The organism is Filimonas zeae (assembly GCF_014641615.1).
In the GTDB taxonomy this organism is placed as follows: domain Bacteria; phylum Bacteroidota; class Bacteroidia; order Chitinophagales; family Chitinophagaceae; genus Filimonas; species Filimonas zeae.
Genome location: NZ_BMIB01000005.1, coordinates 20,981 through 40,240, shown reverse-complemented (window position 1 = coordinate 40,240; position 19,260 = coordinate 20,981). Strand labels below are relative to the sequence as shown.

General features: G+C 46.7%; 17 protein-coding genes. 6 read left to right on the top strand and 11 right to left on the bottom strand.

Translation table 11 applies throughout. From position 1 onward, the window contains the following. The gene (locus tag IEY13_RS23860) at positions 1-1,404 is read left to right on the top strand and encodes an MBL fold metallo-hydrolase (RefSeq protein ID WP_188957083.1); all 1,404 of its coding nucleotides are present in this window, start codon (positions 1-3) and stop codon (positions 1,402-1,404) included. On the opposite strand, the gene namA is transcribed toward IEY13_RS23860, so the two are convergent. From namA to IEY13_RS23825, 7 genes are all read right to left on the bottom strand, one after another. After that, positions 1,405-2,424: an NADPH dehydrogenase NamA gene (gene namA / locus IEY13_RS23855; RefSeq protein WP_188957081.1), complete on the bottom strand. Its 1,020-nt coding sequence runs from the start codon at positions 2,422-2,424 to the stop codon at positions 1,405-1,407. It abuts the gene before it with no gap. A 44-nt stretch (positions 2,425-2,468) separates the two neighbouring features. Next, on the bottom strand, positions 2,469-3,122 hold the full coding sequence (locus tag IEY13_RS23850) for a class I SAM-dependent methyltransferase (RefSeq protein ID WP_188957079.1): 654 nt from the start codon (positions 3,120-3,122) through the stop codon (positions 2,469-2,471). Between the two features lie 92 nt (positions 3,123-3,214). After that, positions 3,215-4,543, bottom strand: coding sequence for a DEAD/DEAH box helicase (locus IEY13_RS23845; protein WP_188957077.1), 1,329 nt, complete (start codon positions 4,541-4,543; stop codon positions 3,215-3,217). Positions 4,544-4,638: 95 nt separating this feature from the next. Then, the gene (locus tag IEY13_RS23840; protein ID WP_188957076.1) at positions 4,639-4,821 is read right to left on the bottom strand and encodes a DUF3606 domain-containing protein; all 183 of its coding nucleotides are present in this window, start codon (positions 4,819-4,821) and stop codon (positions 4,639-4,641) included. Positions 4,822-5,036: 215 nt separating this feature from the next. Then, positions 5,037-7,607 carry a M1 family metallopeptidase gene (locus IEY13_RS23835; RefSeq protein WP_188957073.1) on the bottom strand — a complete coding sequence of 857 codons (2,571 nt, stop codon included), beginning with the start codon at positions 7,605-7,607 and terminating at the stop codon, positions 5,037-5,039. A gap of 391 nt (positions 7,608-7,998) precedes the next feature. Next, positions 7,999-8,322, bottom strand: coding sequence for a S24 family peptidase (locus IEY13_RS23830; protein WP_188957071.1), 324 nt, complete (start codon positions 8,320-8,322; stop codon positions 7,999-8,001). A gap of 87 nt (positions 8,323-8,409) precedes the next feature. Continuing rightward, entirely contained in the window at positions 8,410-10,746 is a 2,337-nt protein-coding gene (locus IEY13_RS23825) for an ABC transporter permease (protein ID WP_188957069.1), read from the bottom strand. A 211-nt stretch (positions 10,747-10,957) separates the two neighbouring features. Between IEY13_RS23825 and IEY13_RS23820 the strand changes: the two genes are divergently transcribed. Then, on the top strand, positions 10,958-12,085 hold the full coding sequence (locus IEY13_RS23820; RefSeq protein ID WP_188957067.1) for a cellulase family glycosylhydrolase: 1,128 nt from the start codon (positions 10,958-10,960) through the stop codon (positions 12,083-12,085). A 17-nt stretch (positions 12,086-12,102) separates the two neighbouring features. Here the strand turns inward: IEY13_RS23820 and IEY13_RS23815 are convergent, their stop codons facing one another. Then, the gene (locus tag IEY13_RS23815; protein WP_188957065.1) at positions 12,103-12,474 is read right to left on the bottom strand and encodes a winged helix-turn-helix transcriptional regulator; all 372 of its coding nucleotides are present in this window, start codon (positions 12,472-12,474) and stop codon (positions 12,103-12,105) included. 119 nt (positions 12,475-12,593) lie between these two features. Here IEY13_RS23815 and IEY13_RS23810 point away from each other — a divergent pair, with 119 nt between their 5' ends. Further along, a complete protein-coding gene (locus IEY13_RS23810; protein ID WP_188957063.1) occupies positions 12,594-13,226 on the top strand; it encodes a nitroreductase family protein in 633 nt (210 codons plus the stop codon). A 252-nt stretch (positions 13,227-13,478) separates the two neighbouring features. Here IEY13_RS23810 and IEY13_RS23805 read toward each other — a convergent pair whose 3' ends face one another. From IEY13_RS23805 to IEY13_RS23795, 3 genes are all read right to left on the bottom strand, one after another. Then, a complete protein-coding gene (locus IEY13_RS23805) occupies positions 13,479-14,345 on the bottom strand; it encodes an SDR family oxidoreductase (protein WP_229687994.1) in 867 nt (288 codons plus the stop codon). A gap of 22 nt (positions 14,346-14,367) precedes the next feature. Beyond that, positions 14,368-14,625 carry a hypothetical protein gene (locus IEY13_RS23800; RefSeq protein WP_188957061.1) on the bottom strand — a complete coding sequence of 86 codons (258 nt, stop codon included), beginning with the start codon at positions 14,623-14,625 and terminating at the stop codon, positions 14,368-14,370. Positions 14,626-14,703: 78 nt separating this feature from the next. Beyond that, positions 14,704-15,282 carry a YciE/YciF ferroxidase family protein gene (locus tag IEY13_RS23795; protein WP_188957059.1) on the bottom strand — a complete coding sequence of 193 codons (579 nt, stop codon included), beginning with the start codon at positions 15,280-15,282 and terminating at the stop codon, positions 14,704-14,706. Between the two features lie 181 nt (positions 15,283-15,463). Here IEY13_RS23795 and IEY13_RS23790 point away from each other — a divergent pair, with 181 nt between their 5' ends. The 3 genes from IEY13_RS23790 to IEY13_RS23780 all read left to right on the top strand — a co-directional run bounded on the left by IEY13_RS23790 (position 15,464) and on the right by IEY13_RS23780 (position 19,197). Further along, the gene (locus IEY13_RS23790) at positions 15,464-17,332 is read left to right on the top strand and encodes a monovalent cation:proton antiporter-2 (CPA2) family protein (RefSeq protein ID WP_188957057.1); all 1,869 of its coding nucleotides are present in this window, start codon (positions 15,464-15,466) and stop codon (positions 17,330-17,332) included. 75 nt (positions 17,333-17,407) lie between these two features. Next, a complete protein-coding gene (locus IEY13_RS23785; protein WP_188957055.1) occupies positions 17,408-18,421 on the top strand; it encodes a sensor histidine kinase in 1,014 nt (337 codons plus the stop codon). 2 nt (positions 18,422-18,423) lie between these two features. Further along, positions 18,424-19,197 (top strand): LytR/AlgR family response regulator transcription factor, encoded by a 774-nt coding sequence (locus tag IEY13_RS23780; protein ID WP_188957053.1) that lies wholly within the window; start codon positions 18,424-18,426, stop codon positions 19,195-19,197. Positions 19,198-19,260 lie beyond the last annotated feature (63 nt).

The following is a 19,260-nucleotide window of genomic DNA, read 5'->3' as shown; positions in this document are numbered from 1 at the left end:
ATGAAGCTTGCATTTCATGGGGCCGCCCGTACGGTTACCGGCTCTAAACACCTGCTTACGCTGAATAACGGAACTAAGATTCTGTTTGATTGCGGTTTGTTCCAGGGCATGGGTAAAGACACTGATGCCCTGAATGGCAACTTTGGTTTTGAGCCCGCTGATATTAAATACCTGTTGCTATCTCACGCACATATTGATCATTGCGGGCTGGTACCCAAACTGGTAAGGGATGGCTTTAACGGTAAGATATTCTGTACTGCCGCCTCCAGAGACCTGGCGGAAATACTGTTGTATGATTCTGCTGACATTCAGCGTGATGATGCGAAGTTTATTAATAAAAAACGCGCTAAACAACACCTGCCGCCCATAGAACCTTTGTATACAGAAGCGGATGTAAACCGCACGCTGCCTTTGTTTGTGCCGGTGGATTACGGTAAGTGGGTTGAGATAGAAAAAGGCCTGGAAGTATTGTTTACAGATGCCGGACATATTATTGGCAGCGCCGCCGTGCACCTGCGCATCAACGAGGGTAAAGAAACCACGCAGGTAAGCTTTAGTGGCGATGTGGGCCGGTACCGTGATGTTATTTTACGCTCGCCGGAAGTATTTCCGCAGGCAGACTATATTATTCTGGAAAGCACGTATGGCAACAGCCTGCACGAAGATGTGTTTAATACGCCGGAGCAGTTGCTGGAATGGATTGAGAAAACCTGTGTGCAAAAGAAGGGTAAGTTGATTATTCCCGCGTTTAGCGTAGGCCGTACCCAGGAGATTTTGTATTTTCTGAACCAGTTGAGCCTGGAAAAACGTTTACCTGCCGTGCCGGTATATGTAGATAGCCCGTTAAGCCGCGAGGCTACAGAGGTGGTGAAAAGCCATCCGGAAACCTTTAACACCCGCATTCAGAAGATACTGAAGATAGATGATGATCCGTTTGAGTTTCCGGGCATGCAGTTTATTAAAACAGTAGATGATAGCAAGATGCTGAACTTTAAGCAGGAGCCCTGTATCATCATCGCCGCCAGCGGCATGGCGGATGCAGGACGCGTAAAGCATCATATTATGAATAATATTGGCAATGCTGCCAATACGGTATTACTGGTGGGGTATTGCGAACCACGTTCGCTGGGGGGCCATTTAATGGCCGGCGATAAGGAAGTGCGCATTTTTGGCGACTACTATAAGATGGAGGCTGAGGTGGGCATTATGCGCAGCATGAGTGCCCATGGCGACTACGATGACCTGTGTCAGTTTCTGGCCTGTCAGCATCCGCGTGATGTGAAGAAGCTGTTTATTGTACATGGTGAATATGATGTGCAGGTAGAGTTCCAGAGCCGTCTGTTGAAGAAAGGCTTTAAAGACGTGGAAGTACCTGCACAACACGAAGTATTTGGATTGGACTAGCTATTTCCATCCACGGAGATATTGTTCCGGCGGGGCAATAGGTACCGCCAGCTCAGCAGCGGCAGTGCGCGGCCAGTAAGGATCGCGCAGTAAAGCCCGGGCAATAAATACCAGGTCTGCACGGCCGTTGCTGAGTATTTCTTCTGCCTGTGTGCCAGTAGTAATAAGCCCTACGGCACCGGTGGCTATACCCGCTTCTTTACGTATGGCATCTGCAGCGGGTACCTGGTAACCGGGGTAAGCATTAATGGTAGCCGGTACAACACCGCCCGAACTGCAATCTATCAGATCTACGCCCTGCTCCTTCATACGTTGTGCGTAGTGTATAAAGGTTGCCATGTCTGTGCCGCCTTCTGTATATTCATTGGCGGAAATACGGCAGAACAGCGGGCCATCCCACTCTTTACGTACGGCATCTATCACTTCTCCTAAAAAACGGTACCGGTTGTCTGCATTGCCTCCATATTCATCTGTACGGGTATTGGATAAAGGCGATAGAAATTCATTAATCAGGTAGCCGTGTGCGGCATGTATTTCAATTACATCCATACCTGCTGCTCTGGCGCGGCGGGCCGCCTGCTGAAAAGCCTGTACCAGTTTGGTAATGCTCTCTTTGCTTAATGCTTCCGGCGTTTTCATGCCTTCAAAAGCAATGGCACTGGGTGCTAACGGTGCTTCATCCAGCATAGCTTTACGGCCGGCATGCGCCAGTTGTATACCTATATGGGCGCCCTGTTCATGTACCAGTTGTACCAGATGTTGTAAGCCGGGTATGTGCTCATCACTCCAGATACCCATATCCTGATAGGATATACGGCCTTCCGGCGTAACAGCACTGGCTTCGGTAATAATGAGGCCTGTTTGCCCAACGGCCCGGCTGGTGTAATGTGTATAATGCCAGTTGTTAGGCTTGCCATCTTTGGCAGTAACAGAATACATACACATGGGCGACATTACGATCCTGTTTTTCAGGGTAATATTTCTGATAGTATACGGAGAAAAGAGTATGCTGTTTTTCATGTACTTGTTTTTACAAAAATTGAATTATGTAATGAAAGGGATAGTTAAGGTTTACAGCCTATAATATACAACGCCTGTAGTTGTATATGTTTATCGTGCCCGTGCACCTCAAACGGAGGCTCTGCTTCCTCTATGCTGTGTATATCTGTAAAGCCAGCCTGTTGCAGTAATTGTTCTACCTCAGCGGTTTCGTAAAGGTTAAAACCATATGCCGTAAAGGGTAGCTGTTGCATACTTGCCCGGCTGCGCAAGGCTATTACCACTTTTCCTCCGTGCTGTAGCACACGTAGTATCTCTGCCAACTCTGTTAACGGCTGCTCCCAGAAGTAAATAGTATTTACACTAAATACCTTATTAAAAGTGTTGTTAGAGAAGGGCAGTGCACAGGCTTCGCATTCGTGAAAAGAGGCGCGTTCTGCCTCTATCCAAAGCTGGTTGAATGCAGTAGCTTCGGTAACCATCAATTCGCTGAAATCGCAACCGGCATAGGTAATGTCTCGCTGCCATTGTACCACATCTTTGCAAAAGAATCCATTGCCCATACCTATTTCTAACACCGCATCTCCGGCTGCCAGCTGCAGGTGGGCTACGGTATGCAGGGTAATTAAACTATTAGAGGCGTTCATGTTTTCAGCTACCCGCCTGCCGTTTTCGCCCTCCGGCTTTCTTAGTTGCGATGCCAGTATTGCATAGTCCATATATCAGCAATTTACCCCGGTTTCTTTCAATAATAAAGCCATTATCAGGTATAAAAGCGAACGCCTTACCGGTTATTGGTAAGGCGCTGCTGTTATCTTTTCTTCGGCCGCTTTTTAGGCTTGCCGTATTTCTTCATCATTTTATCGGCATGGCTTACCCTTACGTTCACTTTCTGGTTTTTAGCTTTCTTTTCATGAAAAGACGCGCCTGCATCTTTACGGGGTTGTACAGCAGGTACCACCTTCATGTACACCTTCGGCTCTTCGTCGGGGGTAAGAACAGAAGAAATGACCAGGTTTTCCGGTATGGGAATCATGGGTATCTGATAGTTCATCAGCGTTTCAATCTTTTGCTGCTGTTCCTGCTCCCGCTCTGTAATAAAGGAAATAGCAATACCCTTTTTATCTGCACGGCCGGTACGGCCAATACGGTGAATATAGTTTTCCGGTACTTCCGGTAAATCAAAATTAATTACATGGGTTACTTCGGATATGTCTATACCGCGCGCCACAATATCCGTAGCAATAATAAACCGGTAGGTACCATTCTGAAACTGGCGCACGGTGTTAAAGCGGTAATTCTGCTCTTTGTTGGAGTGAATAATACCTGCCTGCTCAGGAAATTTAGTTTCCAGTTGTTCATACAGCTGATCGGCCAGGCTTTTGGTGGCTACAAACACCAGCACCTTGCTCATTTGCTCATGCTGTTGCAGCAGCAGCTCTAACAGGTTTACTTTGGTGTAAAAGTTAGGCACGGCGTAAGCGGTCTGCTGAATGTTTTCCAGCGGCTGCCCGGCAGGTGCCGCTTCAATACGGGTTATATTGCTGTTGAAATAATCGTGTATTAAGCTGGTAAGTTCTTCCGGCATAGTGGCAGAAAATAACAGGTTTTGCCTGCGTGCCGGTAACATGTCCAATATATTCGTCAATTGTGTACGAAATCCCAGGTTCAGCATTTCGTCCATTTCATCTATCACCAGTTTCTTAATGCCTTTCATTCGCAGCGAGCCGCTGGCTGCCAGATCAAATAAACGTCCGGGAGTGGCTACCAGAACGTCAAGTCCGCGCTCTACCATATCCCGCTGCGGATTCATATTAACACCACCATACACACCGGCTACTTCCAGGCTCATGTGCGCGGTGAGTTTTTGAGCGGCTTCTACTACCTGCACTACCAGTTCCCGTGTAGGCACCAGCACCAGCATTTGCGGATTGCGTTCTTTAGAGTATGTTAACTGGCGCAGACAGGGCAGCAGGTAGGCCAGTGTTTTACCGGTACCGGTTTGGGCTATGCCACATACGTCCTGGCCGGACATAATTACTGAAAACGCCTTCTGCTGAATAGTGGTAGGTGTGGTATAGCCCATTTCGTCCAGAGCTTTCAGTAACGGGGCACTCAGATTTAATTCGGAAAAAGTCATAAAAACACAGGTAAATGAAACGCAAAGGTACTAAAAAGCCCCGCCGTAAATAAACCTTGTTATTTACGGCGGGGCTGATGCGGTGTAACCCGGTTTTATTTTCTGCCAGCCAGGTAAGCTTCTACTTTCTCTTTGTTTTTTCCTACTTCTCTTACTGCGGCCAGTATATCAGCCTGGGTAACACCAAAACGGATAATCATTTCACGCATGTTCCATGAGTCATCGCTGGTGTTAATTGCTGTGTAAACCGGGGCTGTAGTGGTGCTGTTGCTTTTCATGGAAATGTTTTTTTTGTGTACAATGTAAGCTTAAATCATGCCAATAGCAATACTATTTATGAATAAACCGCTATCTTCTTAGTTTCTTAACAACACTTACCTGTTTGTTAAGGAACATTTGGGCTGGTGTGCACAAAGGCTGCATACATGCAACGGCCATACAATGGATACTGTATGGCCGTTGCATGTATGCAAGGGTAATTGTATGGTTGCTTTTATTGTACCGTTTGTGCAGACGCGGGTAGTTGGTGTGCGCGGAAAACGTTATCTGCCGCCTGCAATATTTTATTCTTCAGTTTGGGATTATAGTTTTTATGCTGCTGAAGAAAGCGTTTAATAATAACTACAGCTTCTTCAGACTGATAATAACCCAGTGTTGCCTGCAGCCAGTTTTGCGGAAAGAATATATCGCCTGTTTTTTGTATTTCTTCTACCAGTTCCAGGCTTTGGGGTAAATACTTTACAGAATAAGCAGTGCGTAGCGGGTGATGCAGGTAATTTAACGCAGTACCTACCCAGGCTTCTTTGGTTCTGTTTTCAGGTTTGGAAAGTGCCTGGAAAAAGCTGTCGCGGCGGGCAGGTACATCAGATAAAGCCGGCATCAGAAACTGCCAGCGGAGCTTGCGATCGGCATTATGAATGCGTGCCAGCTGTGCCAGGGCAATGGTATCTGAACCGGGGTATGCCCTGATACATAAAGCGGCTGCCAGGTTATTGTAATCATCTTCTACCAGTTTTATATTTCCGGGTGCCTGCTGTGTTTGCCATATGCGGAACAGGGTATCCTGAGCAGCACGGTTGAGCGCCATATTGCTATAAGCTTTAAACAACAGCTTTTGCTGGTTGGCATTGGTATTTTCAGCAAGCGTACGCCATAATATCTGCTCTGCTTCTTTAGCAATGGTTTGCCTGTATGGCGCAGGAAAGAAGCGCCAGTAAATATTCTGCAGCTGATCCAGCAGCATGTTCAGACACAGTTCGTCTTTTTCCGCGCTGATAGCACTTGTGTAAAAAGGAAGCCATGCTGTGTGCGATGGGCCGTTACCCCGCAGAATATTTTCATACAGATTCAGGTAAGCACTTGCCCTCAGCAGGGGAGAGGGTAGGTTAAAGGTCTGGTTGGCCTTATCGAATACATAAGGAAAAACGCCATACCCTTGCCCGTTGGCATTAAATACCAGTGCAGCCGGTACTTTGCGGCCAACAAGTTCTGGCAGATGCACTTTTCCGCTATTCATGTTTACGGTAACTTCTTCTACATGGTCGGGGTAAACCAATGCTATTTCAAACAACTGTGGCCATATTTTAGAACTGCCATCTTCTGCTTTTTGGGTAACGGTAAAGTCAATAAAACGGCCTTTATCTAACACCGCCCTGTAACTGATTACCGGCCGTCCGCTTTCATTTACCCATACCTTATTCCATGCCTGCAGATCGGCAGCGCAATAACGATCCAGTATATTAATCAGGTCGGGCCATGAGGCGTTACCATTGGCATAGGTGCGCAGGTATTCACGTAGTCCGGTGCGTAAAGAATCTGCACCCATCAAACGCTCCAGCTGGCGCATCATAATAGGAGCCTTGTGATAAATGATATTGCCATACATGCTTCCGGCGTCTTTAAGATTGTTCAGCTGCTGGCGTATGGGGTGCGTGCCTTCGGTTCTGTCTACGCTGTAAGCCGCAGGGTAATGGTCTGTAAGAAATTTCAGATCAAAGTTGTTGTTCTGTACGGTAAGGTTACCAATCTTATCTGCCATAAAATTGGCAAACACCTCTTTCATCCATACATCATTAAACCAGCGCATGGTAACCAGATCGCCAAACCACATATGTGCTGTTTCGTGCGATAAAAGATTGCTGCGTGCGTTCAGCTGGTCGCGTGTGGCGCTTTCTTCCAGAAATAGCGTAGGCGCCTTGTACTGAATGGCACCAGGATGTTCCATTCCGCCAAACTGAAAATCGGGCAGGGCCGCAAAATTAAATTGCTGAAAAGGATAAGGAATTTGTGTGTAGTCTTCCATAAACCGCAAAGCATTGCTTTGGATGCTGAATATGGATGGCAGGCTGGGCCTGAGTTTGGCTGTATCGTTTTCGCGGTAAAGGCCGTGGATGGTGCGTCCATCCAGCTGACGAACGGTTTCTGTAAATTTTCCGGCAACAAACGCAAACAGATAAGTGCTTATGGTATCGGAAGTTTTAAAGCGGTATTGTTTACAGGTGGTTGTAGTGGTAGAATCCTGTAAAGTACCATTAGCAATGGCCTTCCATTGCAATGGCAGTTGCAGCGATAAGTTAAAAACAGCTTTCAGGTCTGGCTGGTCAAAACAGGGAAACACTGTACGCGCACGTTCCGGCACCAGCAGGGTGTACATATAATCTGCATTCCGGTTAAGTGCAGCTGCACCTGCGGTAAAGCGAATGGCTATCTGGTTGCGGCCACGCTGCAACAGCGAAGCGGGTAATATCAGATGCTCGTTCAGCAATTGCGGTGCCGTGCTTTTGCCATTTACTTCCAGTTGCTGCACAGCACCTGCCGGGGCCTTAAAATCCAGCGGCAATGCCTTGCCGGTATTGGAAAGATGAAACGTAATATTTTCTGTAGCAGCTATGGGGGTGCCGGGTGAGCCGGTAATATCCAGCCCCAGGGTGTAGGTAATCTGGCTTACTGCCTGTTTACGGTATTGGGCCAGTTGTTCAGATACGCCTGCTTCGGTAAGCGGGCTTTGTGCCTGTAATAACAGAGGGAAAAGGGCCAGACAAAGTAAGCTGTTAAAATATCTCATACTCGCAAAAACGGTTTGTAGCTGTAAAGATGAGGTATAACTGCCAATACACCCGCAGTGGTTTGCCTGTTCATCGGTACATCCCCCTTCTTTATCGGGCCATTGCCTGTACCCAAATGCGTTATAAACATATAATTATTCCATTCTTCTTTTTGCTTCATCAATACCTGTTTTTCTGCCGGCGGCAGCTTTTACCTGCTGGTTGCCAAAACGCCAGGTGAATGTGAATTGTACAATACGTGATTCCGGCTTGTAGTTAACAACAGAATATTCGCGTGGTAAGGCCTGATGAGGTAATGCTGATGAATGAGCAGCTGATACCGGTAAGAGTGAGCTATAAGGAGCAGGTAATAAAAGTTTTTCCGGCAGTTAGGTTGCTGCCGGGAGAAGGCTATTGTACCTGATAAATTACTTTTTGCTGGTATTCTCCCAGTATCACCCGGCCGTAGATGATGCGTGTCCAGCCATTTTCAAAGCCGTGGTTGTTCGCAATCAGAAAACCTTTGTGTGCATCGGTTTTAATAATCTTATGGGCATCTATATACCGTCCTTTTATCTTGCAGAATACAATATCGCCGGGTTTATATACCGCTGCTTTTTCAAAAGTAAGCTGCGTGCCACTTTTCAGAATGGGTAGCATAGAACTACCGAAGGCTTTCATTTTGCCTTTGCCGCTGTTTTCCAGATCGGCTTTTAATCGCTCGTATTTGTTCATATGTAGAATGTTTCATGTTATTCCATTTGCATTCAAAACACGAACAATACAACGCAATGTATCTGCGCAGGGCAGAATAAGGTATAATTATTCTGCCCGAAGATTATGAACCGGATTGTATAATGCTGCTTTAAACGTTTGAAAACTCATGGTAATTAACGCGATTACCAGGGCAATACCCCCTGCAACAGCAAACATGAGCCAGCCAGGCTGAATTTTATAAGCAAAGGTTTGCAGCCATTTATGCATCACCAGCCAGCCTACCGGGCAGGCAATGAGAAAGGCAATGCCTATCAGTACTATAAAATCTCCTGACAGCAACGTGATAACATGGGTAAGTGTGGCGCCCAGCACTTTCCGGATACCTATTTCTTTACGGCGTTGCTCTGCCATAAAGGTGCTTAAACCCAGCAGTCCCAGGCTGGATATAATAATGGCCAGTATACTGGCATAAGAAACGAGGGTGCCGGTAATGTTTTCGCTTTTATACAACCGGTCGTACACCTCATCTGTAAAGTGATAGGTAAACGGATATTGCGGATTAAACTGATGGTATAATTTACGCACTGTTTCCAAACCTGCGGAAATACTGCCTCCCCGTAGTTTCACCAGCATATACCGGGTATCGGATGGATAGTAGCAGAGAATAAGCGGTTCAATCTGCTGATAGAGTGAGGCGTAATGAAAGTTTTTTACAATGCCCAGTACAGGCCCCTTTATACCCCAGAACTCCAACGTTTTGCCTAATGCTTCCGGCCCCAGTATGGCAGCCATAGTCTCGTTAATAACAAAGCCGGAAGTGTCTGACGTGGAAGCAAAATCCCGCCCGGCCGCTAATGGAATATTCATGGTTTTGAGAAAATCCGGCCCTACCGTGGCGGTGAAAATATTCAGATCGCTTTTTTCATCCATTCCCTGCCAGCTGAGGCCGCTGCTGGATAGGTTAATCTCTGCCGGTACTTCAGATGAAAACGTGGCGGAAGCAATAACAGATGATTGCAGTACCTGCTGACGGAAAGCCTCCCGCTGGTTTAGCAGCCTGCCTTCCAGTGGAATATATACCATATGCTCATTATCCAATCCCAGATTTTTTTCACGGGTATATTTCAGTTGCCGGTGAATACCCAGAATGGCAATGATGAGAAAAATAGAAATGGTAAACTGAAGCACTACCAGTGATTTACGAAACAGTGCAGCACTGATACGGGAGTTGATGGTATTGCGTAACATGCTTACCGGCGCTTTGGCAGACAACAGTAGTGCCGGATAAATGCCGGATAATAAGGTGGTAATAATCAGTAACAGCAGTACGCCTGTAAGCAATACAGGTGACAGGCTTAGCTGTATGTTCTTGCCCAGCAGGCTATTGAAGGCAGGCAGGCACAGTTGTACTATGGTAAATGCCACCAGCAGCGCCAGCAGACAGTTAAGAAAGGCTTCGCCCAGAAACTGCCGGAACAGACGACTGCGCGCAGCGCCCAGTATTTTGCGTACACCGGTTTCTTTGGTGCGGATACTGGCGCGGGCGGTAGTCATATTCATAAAGTTGATGCAGGCTATCAGCAATATAAAAGTGGCAATGCCGGTAAAAATGCGCACATAACTGATGGGGCCGCCAGAGGGTTTTCCGTTCTCAAACTCTGAGTACAAATGTATATGGGCCAATGGTTGTAGTAAGGCTGTTTTGCGGCGGCTATTTTCGCTGTGCCGGTCGTAAATATGTTTTACACCAGCTTCAACACTGGCCAGGGTAACGCCCGGTTGTAGTTTTATAAAAGTACGGAAAGCATTGCTGTGCCAGTTCTGCATCCACTCAGGCTCTGGTTGGGGAAAAGGGCGTACCCAATCGTATTGAAGGGTGGATTGTGCCGGCAGGTTTTCTATCACTCCCGCCACGGTATAAAACTGGTTAGTATCAGCCATCAACGTTTGCCCTGCACACCGCACTGTGCCAAAATATTTTTCTGCCAGGCGGCGTGTAATTACTATATCTGAAGGGTTATGGAGGGCCTGCGCCGCATTACCATCAAGCATAGGTACAGCAAATACTTTAAAAAAGTCTGCGGTTGCTTTTATGCCTGTTTCTCTGGCTGCTTTTTGCTGTACGGTAATCAATACATCCTGCTCCCAGCTGATACGGGTGCTTATCGCTACGCCTGGCACTTCCGCTTTAAGAGCAGCAGCCATGGGGCCGGGTGTTGCCGGGTTGGTGAACATTTTTCCTTCGTGTGTGCCATTGTACTTTACCTGGTATAACTGCTGGTAACCGGGATAAAAGCGGTCGTATGCCAGTTCGTCTTTTACCCAAAGGGCAATTAGCAGACTGCAGGCCATTCCCAGGGCCAGGCCGGTAATATTAATTACAGAATATAGTTTCTGTTTGCGAAAGGCGCGCCAGGTAGTTTTGAAAAAGTGAAATAGCATAAGCCGTATATACCAATAAAAATACCATGTTTATAATAGTTGATTTGCAATTGCTTACTATGGATTGGGGCGATGGTGTGTGCGGTTATGATACAAACAGGTGTACCTTTAAGGAACACGCTGGTTTAAACGGGCCCTATTTATTAGATTGTGCAGTTGTTACAGATGGGGGCGGAACCCCTTCTTTAGGTAACAATTAAAAGTATAACCCATGAAAATATGGAGATACCTCGGTGGCAGCATACTTGCAGCCGCCTTGTTGCACTGCCTTGCGATTGCCCAGTCTGCACCCCGTGCCGTATGGACGCCCGACCAGGCAAGTGAGTGGTACAACCGCCAGCCCTGGCTGGTAGGAAGCAATTATATACCTGCTACAGCCATTAATCAGTTGGAAATGTGGCAGGCCGATAGTTTTGACCCCGAAAGGATTGATAAAGAACTGGAATGGGCACAGTCGCTGGGTATGAACACCATGCGGGTGTTTCTGCATGATATTGTGTTTGCAGAGGATTCTGCCGGGCTTATTAAACGTATGGATAAGTTGCTGACTATTGCGCAGAAACATGGTATCCGTATTCTGTTTGTACTGTTCGATTCGGTGTGGGATCCCTTCCCGGCATCGGGCAAACAACGGGCGCCTAAACCGCATGTACACAATTCCGGCTGGGTACAGAGCCCCGGCAAAAAAGCATTACAGGATAGCACCCAATATCCACGCTTGGAGCGATATGTAAAAGCTATTATAGGCAAGTTTGCTACAGATAAGCGTGTGCTGGGCTGGGATGTATGGAACGAGCCGGATAACCCTAATGATGATGATTATGCAAAAAATGAACTGCCCAATAAAGACGCCGTAATTCTGCCGCTGTTAAAAAAGGTGTTTGTGTGGGCGCGCGAGGCAAAACCTGAGCAGCCGCTTACCTCTGCTATATGGTATGGTAACTGGCAGGCAGATGACAGTTTGCGCCCGATGGAGAAGTTGATGATACAGGAGTCTGATATTATCAGCTTTCACGACTACAGTGGTATTGATAACTTTAAAAAGCAGGTGGAATACCTGCAGCGTTATCAGAAACCGCTGATGTGTACAGAATATATGGCACGCCCGAGAGGAAGCACTTTTGAAGCCATTCTGCCTTATATGAAACAACAACGTATTGCCGCTTATAACTGGGGATTTGTAGATGGGAAAAGCCAGACCAAATTTCCATGGGATAGCTGGAGAAAAGCTTACGGTGATGAACCGCCTGTGTGGTTTCATGACATTTTCCGCACAGACGGTACACCGTATGACAGCCGTGAAACACGGCTGATATATACGCTGGCAATGGAAAAATAAAAAAGCGTAACAGGTGCCTAAGCCAGCTCAGGCACCTGTTGTTTTTCCAGTATCTTTTTACGGTGCAGGTTGCCCCACTTTTTCAGTTCTTCTATTACCGGATACAATGTTTGCGCATGCGGGGTAGCCGTATATTCTACCGATACGGGTAATGTATCATATACGGTGCGCTTTACCAGTTGATGACATTCCAGATCTTTCAATTCCTTGCTCAGCATACGGGCCGTAATTTTAGGTATGCGCCGTTCTATATCCTTAAAGCGTGTGTTGCCTTCCCATAAGGCTATGATAATCTGAATTTTCCATTTTCCGTTAATCACATCCAGCGCGTCCCGCACAGCCATCAGGTGTTTGGTACATTCCGGAGCAGACAGTTTCTCACTTATCATATGTTAATATTTGAAGGTATGTGGGTATACTATAGTATAGCAGTAACAAAAGTATACTAAAGGTGGATTAGTTTTACATACCGAATTATAAAAATAGTTTAAGACTAATAGAAAGAATTATGAGCTTACTGAACGACCTTCAATGGCGCTACGCCACCAAAAAAATGAACGGACAGGCTGTACCGCAGGATAAAGTAGACTATATACTGGAAGCTGCCCGCCTGGCACCCACTTCTTCAGGCTTACAACCTTTTGAGATTATTGTGGTGACTAACAAAGAGTTATTACAGCAGATTCATCCGGTTGCTTTTAGCCAGACGCAGATTACCGATGCTTCTCATCTGTTAATCTTTGCTGCGTGGGATAAATATACGGAAGAGCGTGTTAATGGTGTTTTTAAACACCTGAATGCAGAGCGTGGCTTACCTGAAAATGCAGGAGATGATTACAGAAACCGTTTACTGGGCATGTTTGGTGGTATGACGCAGGAGCAGCAGGCTGCACACGCTGCACGCCAGGCATACATTGCTTTTGGTATTGCTATTGCCGCAGCAGCTGAACAAAAGATAGATGCTACGCCTATGGAAGGCTTTAACAATGCAGAACTGGATAAACTGCTGAACCTGGAAGCCAAAGGTTTAAAGAGCGTAACATTATTACCATTGGGTTACCGCGACGAAGCGGGTGATTGGCTGGTGAACATGAAAAAGGTGCGCAGACCAAAAGAGCTGTTGATTTCTGAGATTAAATAGCGCATGAGATGAATAATAAGAAACGCCCGCTGAATAAGTGGGCGTTTTTGGTATCTGAGCATTTTATTGGGTGCCGGAAACCAGTACGTAAAACCTCCATAAAAACACATCCACTGTACAGATGATTGTACAAACCCATTGAAACCATTGTATTGCCGGTTAAAACGGCTCTCCTCTGGCTTACACAAAAAAGCCCTGGCAACAATGCCGGGGCTTTTTTTATAGTAAAGGAAAATAGCATAGCGCGCTACACTAGGTATTTAGCACAGTGCCTCCGTTAGGATGCAGTACCTGTCCGTTAATAAAAACACTTTCCTTGCTGGCCAGGAATACATAGCACGGCGCTATCTCTGCCGGTTGTGCAGGTCTTTCCATGGGGATGTCTTTGCCAAAAGAGGCTACCTTTTCTTCATCAAAAGAAGAAGGGATTAAAGGCGTCCACACCGGGCCTGGTGCTACTCCATTTACACGTATACCTTTTTTAATAAGCGATTGCGACAGGCTTCTGGTAAAGGATACAATAGCACCTTTGGTGGAAGAATAATCCAGTAATGCCTCGCTGCCGCGGTAGGCGGTTACAGAAGTGGTATTGATTACCGTGCTGCCGGGTTTAAGATAAGGTACGGCGTGCTTGGTAAGGTAGAACTGTGCATAGATATTGGTGGCGAAGGTATTCTCCAGCTGCTCAGACGTAATATCTTCAATACTTTGCTGTGGATACTGCACAGCTGCGTTATTCACTACAATATCAATACTGCCAAACTCAGCCAATGTTTTTGCTACAGCATCTTTGGCATTTATCTCTTTACGCATATCGGTAGAGATAAGCAATACCTGCCTTCCATATTTGTTCTTAATAATTTCACCGGTTTCTCTGGCATCGTCATGCTCGTCCAGATATACAATGCATACGTTAGCTCCCTCTTTTGCAAAGGCAATAGCTACGGCTTTGCCTATGCCACTGTCGCCACCTGTTATAATAGCAGTTTTTCCTTTTAATCGGTTACAGCCTGCTTCCCCGGTATCGTAAATAGGTTTTGGATACATTTCCTGTTCTGTACCTGGTTGCTTTTCCTGGTGTTGTGCCGGAACAGATGCCGGCATAAATGCTGTTTCCATAAGTTTTTATTTTAGGTGTTATTTAATCACTTTCTTTATCTTTTCTACCGGTACCGGTGTTTTGGGTAACGGGTGTTAAAATGTCTTCATTCTCACTACTTACCTCAATTTTATCTCCCAGGGTAGGCTCCTCACTCCATTCGGTTGCGGTTACTTTTTCCTGTTTACCGGTAACGGATGTTGTCTTGTCCTTCTTTGCTTCATCCGGTGTTTGCAGTGTGTCTTTATCGTTTAGCCATATCTGGGTTTCCTGTGCTTCTGGTTTCTTGTTGTTGTCCATAATAAAATGTTTAATGGTGTATTTGCCGGGAACAAAAAAGCCCCGTATACAACGGGGCTTTCCACTCTTCACCTGCACTTATTCAGCCTCCACTTCTTCCGCTGCTTCATAGTTGATGCCATTTTCAGCTATGGTTGTCAGCAGCATATCAGTTTCTTTTTCTTCTTCCAGTGTTTCGCGCAGCAGCTGTGCTACTTCGCTCTGGCCAAGTGTTTCAGCCAGTTGCGCCAAACCACCGTAAGTGGCAATTTCGTAATGTTCTACTTTTTGTGCAGCCATTACCAGGCCTACATCGCGGGTAGAAGTACCTTCTTCCGTTTCTTCAATAATGCTTTCGCCTTCTTTGGTAATACCTTCAATGGCTTCGCACTTTTTACCACGTGCCGGTTTACCCAGAATTTCAAACACCTGCTCCAGACGGGCTACCTGTCCTTTGCTTTGTTCGGTGTGCTGATCGAATGCATCTTTCAGCTCCTGTGAAGTTGCTGCCTTTTTCATTTTAGGCAATGTTTTTACAATGTGCTTTTCAGCCCAGTAAATGTCTTTCAGTGAGTCTTCAAAAAACTCCTGCAACATAGAATCGCCTTCGGCAGCGCCCATGTTTTTAGCTACGCTGGTAGCCTTCCGTTTCGTTGTTGTTTTAGATGAATTAGCCATAGGTTATTGTTTTTATGGTAATATTGTTTTTCTGATAACACTGATTAAAGAACTGTGCCACGCGTACCATAGAAAGGAACAGCTAAGGCATACCAATAATCAGGGGAAATTTATGCACGAATTGTACAACAACTGAGGTATATGATTGGCGTAACTTTCCCCGCGAAAAACATACAGGCTTATGCAGCATTCATTTTTCTTTCAGGCAATGATTTATCTGGCAGCAGCAGTGGTAATGGTGCCGCTGGCTAAAAAGGCAGGGCTGGGTTCGGTGCTGGGGTATTTGCTGGCTGGTATTATTATAGGCCCCGCATGTTTGCATTTTATAGGAGAGGAGGGGGAAGACCTGATGCACTTTGCAGAGTTTGGGGTGGTAATGATGTTGTTTGTGATAGGGCTGGAACTGGAACCGATGCGCCTTTGGAGGTTACGCAAATCTATAGCAGGGTTGGGCGGCCTGCAGGTATGTATTACCATTGGTGTAATTGCCGGGTTGGCTATGTTGCTGAAGGTGGATTGGAAGCAGTCGGTAGCCCTGGGGATGATTATAGCCATGTCTTCCACTGCCATTGTGTTACAGTCGTTGCAGGAGAAGGGGCTGATGAAGTCTTCTGCCGGGCAGTCATCTTTTGCCGTATTGCTGTTTCAGGATATTGCCGTTATTCCCATATTGGCCATTTTTCCGCTGCTGGTAAATGAGGCCAATATCCCCGCAGCCGGTTCGTCTGACCATCATAACCTGGTGGGGGAGTTACCTGCGTGGATGCAAACGGGTGTTGTATTGGGGTCTGTAGCCGTGGTAATACTTACCGGCCGTTATTTGATGCGCCCGGTATTCCGGTTTATTGCCAAAACGGGTATGCGTGAAATGTTTACCGCCATGGTGCTGCTGCTGGTGGTAGGTATTGCTGTGCTGATGACTACGGTAGGGTTGAGTCCGGCACTGGGTGCCTTTCTGGCCGGGGTAGTATTGGCCAACAGCGAGTACCGGCATGAGCTGGAGAGTGACATTGATCCCTTTAAAGGGCTGTTGCTGGGGCTGTTTTTTATAGCAGTGGGTGCCACGATTGACTTTAACCTGATTCTTTCCAAACCACTGGTGGTGCTGGGGCTGGTATTGGGTATTATGATAAGTAAAATGTTGGTGCTGCGTTTACTGGGCCGCATCTTCGGCCTTACCAGAGATCAGAATGCTATTTTCAGTACCGCGCTTTGCCAGGTAGGGGAGTTTGCGTTTGTGCTGTTCAGCTTTTCCAGCCAGGCGGGTATATTAACCAAAGATATTACAGATATTATGGTAGCGGTGGTGGCTATAAGTATGGCGCTGACGCCGCTGGTAATTTGGCTGAACGAGAAACTGGTGCTGCATTTTTCGGATAAGGCTGCACCGGAAGATCTGCCTCCGTCGGATGTGGCGGAAGAAGATAATCCTGTAATTATTGCCGGGTACGGGCATTTTGGTACCACCATAGGCCGTTTTTTGAACGCCAATAAAATAGGCACCACGGTACTGGATATTAATAGTGATAATGTGGACTGGCTGCGCAGAGCTGGTTTTAAAGTATATTATGGAGATGCCAGCCGGCACGACCTGCTGGAAATTGCAGGGGCTACCCGGGCAAAGCTGATTGTGATAGCCATTGGCGATGAAGAGAAGCGTTTGGAGATGATTGAAACCATAAAAAAACACTTCCCCAACCTGCGCATGCTGGTAAGGGCCTCTAACCGTTTTGACGCCTATGACCTGATGAATGAGGGTATCCTGAATATTTACCGCGAAACACTGGATACCAGTCTGCGGGTAGGGGTAGACGTGTTGAAAATGCTGGGGCACAGTGCAGAAGCGGCCACCCGTTCTGCCAAAACCTTCTTCCTGCACGATGAAAAGGCATTGAAGCATTTGTCTGCCGTGCGTAACGATGACAATGAGTATCTGCTGGCGGTAAGGGCTACTTTTGAAGAGCTGAGCCGTATGATGGAGGCCGACCGGGAAGCCACCAACCTGGATACTGCCGAGCCGAAGGATAAGAACTGTATGGCGCTGGGCTAAAATTCACCCCTGCTTTTTACAGCTTCGCCGGCAGGGCGGCTACACTATGCCACTTTATTACGCATCTTTGAAAGGATGATGCGGTTGTCTGACGAAAAAAAGATAATGCTGTACGGCGCACTGGCGGTTGCGCTGATGGTGAATATTCCCCGGCTGTCTGCCCTGCGGGCTGATGGTATGCTGGCGCAGGTTTCTGTTTTTAATCCCCTGGAGTTTGCATTTCAGTTCAGCTATAATTTTCTGTTCTGCTGGCTGGTATTTATATATAATATGCACGGGCAGGCACATTTTCGCCTGCGTCCGCTGCAGAACCTTGCTTTGTTTCTGGTTGCGGTTATTATAGGAGCATCTGTACAGCGGTTATTATTCCGCCCGCTGCATGCCCATCTTCCTCAGGTGCGAAAGTTTTACAGAGGTGGTTATCTGGGGCGTTTCTTCATTAGCATGGTAATAGAAATGCTGGTAATACGCATATTGTTTCTGCTGCGCGAAACCCGCTCGCGCGAACTGGAAGCGGAGCAGGCGAAAACCCGTTTTGTAAAGGCGGAACTGTCGTTATTAAAACAGCAGCTGAACCCGCATTTCTTTTTCAACTCCCTCAGTACACTGGCAGGTATTGTAAGGGAAGATCCTGCCAAAGCACAACGTTTTATAGGGCATCTTTCCAAAATATTCAGAGGGCTGCTGCAGCACAACCAGTCTGTGGTAACGTTGCGGGAGGAACTGAAGGAGCTGGAAGCCTATACAGCGCTGCTGAAAATGCGGTTTGAGAATAGTATTGATATTGCCATTACTGTTCCGGAGGAATATATGGAATGGCGGCTTCCTCATTTGTCGTTACAGCCATTAATTGAGAATGCTGCCAAACACAACAAAGCAACCGCTGCCACACCTTTATATATACAGGTAACGGCTCAAAGCGGGCAGGTGTATGTACAAAATAACCTGCAACCTGTAGGTTTTGTACAGGAACAGAGCGGCACCGGCCTGCTGAACCTGAGCGAGCGGTACCGCTTATTACAGGGGGTGGAAATAACCATTAACCGTACCGATCTTCACTTTATAGTTGTATTACCCTTAATCCGTTGACCATGCCCCTGCGCGTACTGCTTATAGAAGACGAACCTACCAATGCCCGCAATCTGGAATATATGCTGCGGGAAGCTGACAGCACCATAGCGGTGGTGGGGGTATTGCCGGGCGTGGAAGAGGCGGTAAGCTGGTTTCGTGCATACCCGGCAGCATGCGATCTGGTGTTTATGGATATCCGTTTAAGTGATGGGCTTTCTTTCGAAATATTTCAGCAGGTGAACGTGGAGCAGCCGGTGATTTTTGTAACGGCGTATGACAATTATGCTCTGCAGGCTTTTAAAGCCAATGGAATAGATTATGTACTGAAGCCTTTTGACCAGGACGAAATTAAGCAGGCGCTGGATAAATACCGGCGTTTAAGCACTGCCACGGTTGTAAACGCGCGGGAGCAGATGCAACAGTTGCTGAAGGTGTTGCAGCACGGACAGCCTGCTTATAAACAATCTTTTCTGGTACAGTTCAGAGAAAAGCTGATTCCATTGGAGGTAGCTGCCATTGCCTGGTTTTATACCACCAACGAGGTAGTGCACGCCCATACCAGAGATAATAAACAGTATATAATAGATTATACGCTGGAGCAGTTGCAACAGCAGTTAAATCCACAGCAGTTTTTCAGGGCCAACCGGCAATGTATTGTACAGCGGAATGCTATACAGGAAATAGAACTGTATTTTAACGGCCGCCTGTTTTTGCGTTTGCAGCCGGAACCTGCTGAAAAAATCCTGATCAGTAAAGCGCGGGTACCTGAATTTAAGGCCTGGCTGGATAACTGATGCTTTACCCCGGTTTCTGGCAGCTTCACCCATTTTTAGCTGGTCTGCCTTTTCTTTCTTCCG

Bases quoted from the DNA above. Each gene is read 5' to 3' on its own strand.
- IEY13_RS23860 (WP_188957083.1), top strand. From the start codon at position 1: ATGAAGCTTGCATTTCATGGGGCCGCCCGTACGGTTACCGGCTCTAAA.
- namA (WP_188957081.1), bottom strand. From the start codon at position 2,424: ATGAAAAACAGCATACTCTTTTCTCCGTATACTATCAGAAATATTACC.
- IEY13_RS23850 (WP_188957079.1), bottom strand. From the start codon at position 3,122: ATGGACTATGCAATACTGGCATCGCAACTAAGAAAGCCGGAGGGCGAA.
- IEY13_RS23845 (WP_188957077.1), bottom strand. From the start codon at position 4,543: ATGACTTTTTCCGAATTAAATCTGAGTGCCCCGTTACTGAAAGCTCTG.
- IEY13_RS23840 (WP_188957076.1), bottom strand. From the start codon at position 4,821: ATGAAAAGCAACAGCACCACTACAGCCCCGGTTTACACAGCAATTAAC.
- IEY13_RS23835 (WP_188957073.1), bottom strand. From the start codon at position 7,607: ATGAGATATTTTAACAGCTTACTTTGTCTGGCCCTTTTCCCTCTGTTA.
- IEY13_RS23830 (WP_188957071.1), bottom strand. From the start codon at position 8,322: ATGAACAAATACGAGCGATTAAAAGCCGATCTGGAAAACAGCGGCAAA.
- IEY13_RS23825 (WP_188957069.1), bottom strand. From the start codon at position 10,746: ATGCTATTTCACTTTTTCAAAACTACCTGGCGCGCCTTTCGCAAACAG.
- IEY13_RS23820 (WP_188957067.1), top strand. From the start codon at position 10,958: ATGAAAATATGGAGATACCTCGGTGGCAGCATACTTGCAGCCGCCTTG.
- IEY13_RS23815 (WP_188957065.1), bottom strand. From the start codon at position 12,474: ATGATAAGTGAGAAACTGTCTGCTCCGGAATGTACCAAACACCTGATG.
- IEY13_RS23810 (WP_188957063.1), top strand. From the start codon at position 12,594: ATGAGCTTACTGAACGACCTTCAATGGCGCTACGCCACCAAAAAAATG.
- IEY13_RS23805 (WP_229687994.1), bottom strand. From the start codon at position 14,345: ATGGAAACAGCATTTATGCCGGCATCTGTTCCGGCACAACACCAGGAA.
- IEY13_RS23800 (WP_188957061.1), bottom strand. From the start codon at position 14,625: ATGGACAACAACAAGAAACCAGAAGCACAGGAAACCCAGATATGGCTA.
- IEY13_RS23795 (WP_188957059.1), bottom strand. From the start codon at position 15,282: ATGGCTAATTCATCTAAAACAACAACGAAACGGAAGGCTACCAGCGTA.
- IEY13_RS23790 (WP_188957057.1), top strand. From the start codon at position 15,464: ATGCAGCATTCATTTTTCTTTCAGGCAATGATTTATCTGGCAGCAGCA.
- IEY13_RS23785 (WP_188957055.1), top strand. From the start codon at position 17,408: ATGATGCGGTTGTCTGACGAAAAAAAGATAATGCTGTACGGCGCACTG.
- IEY13_RS23780 (WP_188957053.1), top strand. From the start codon at position 18,424: ATGCCCCTGCGCGTACTGCTTATAGAAGACGAACCTACCAATGCCCGC.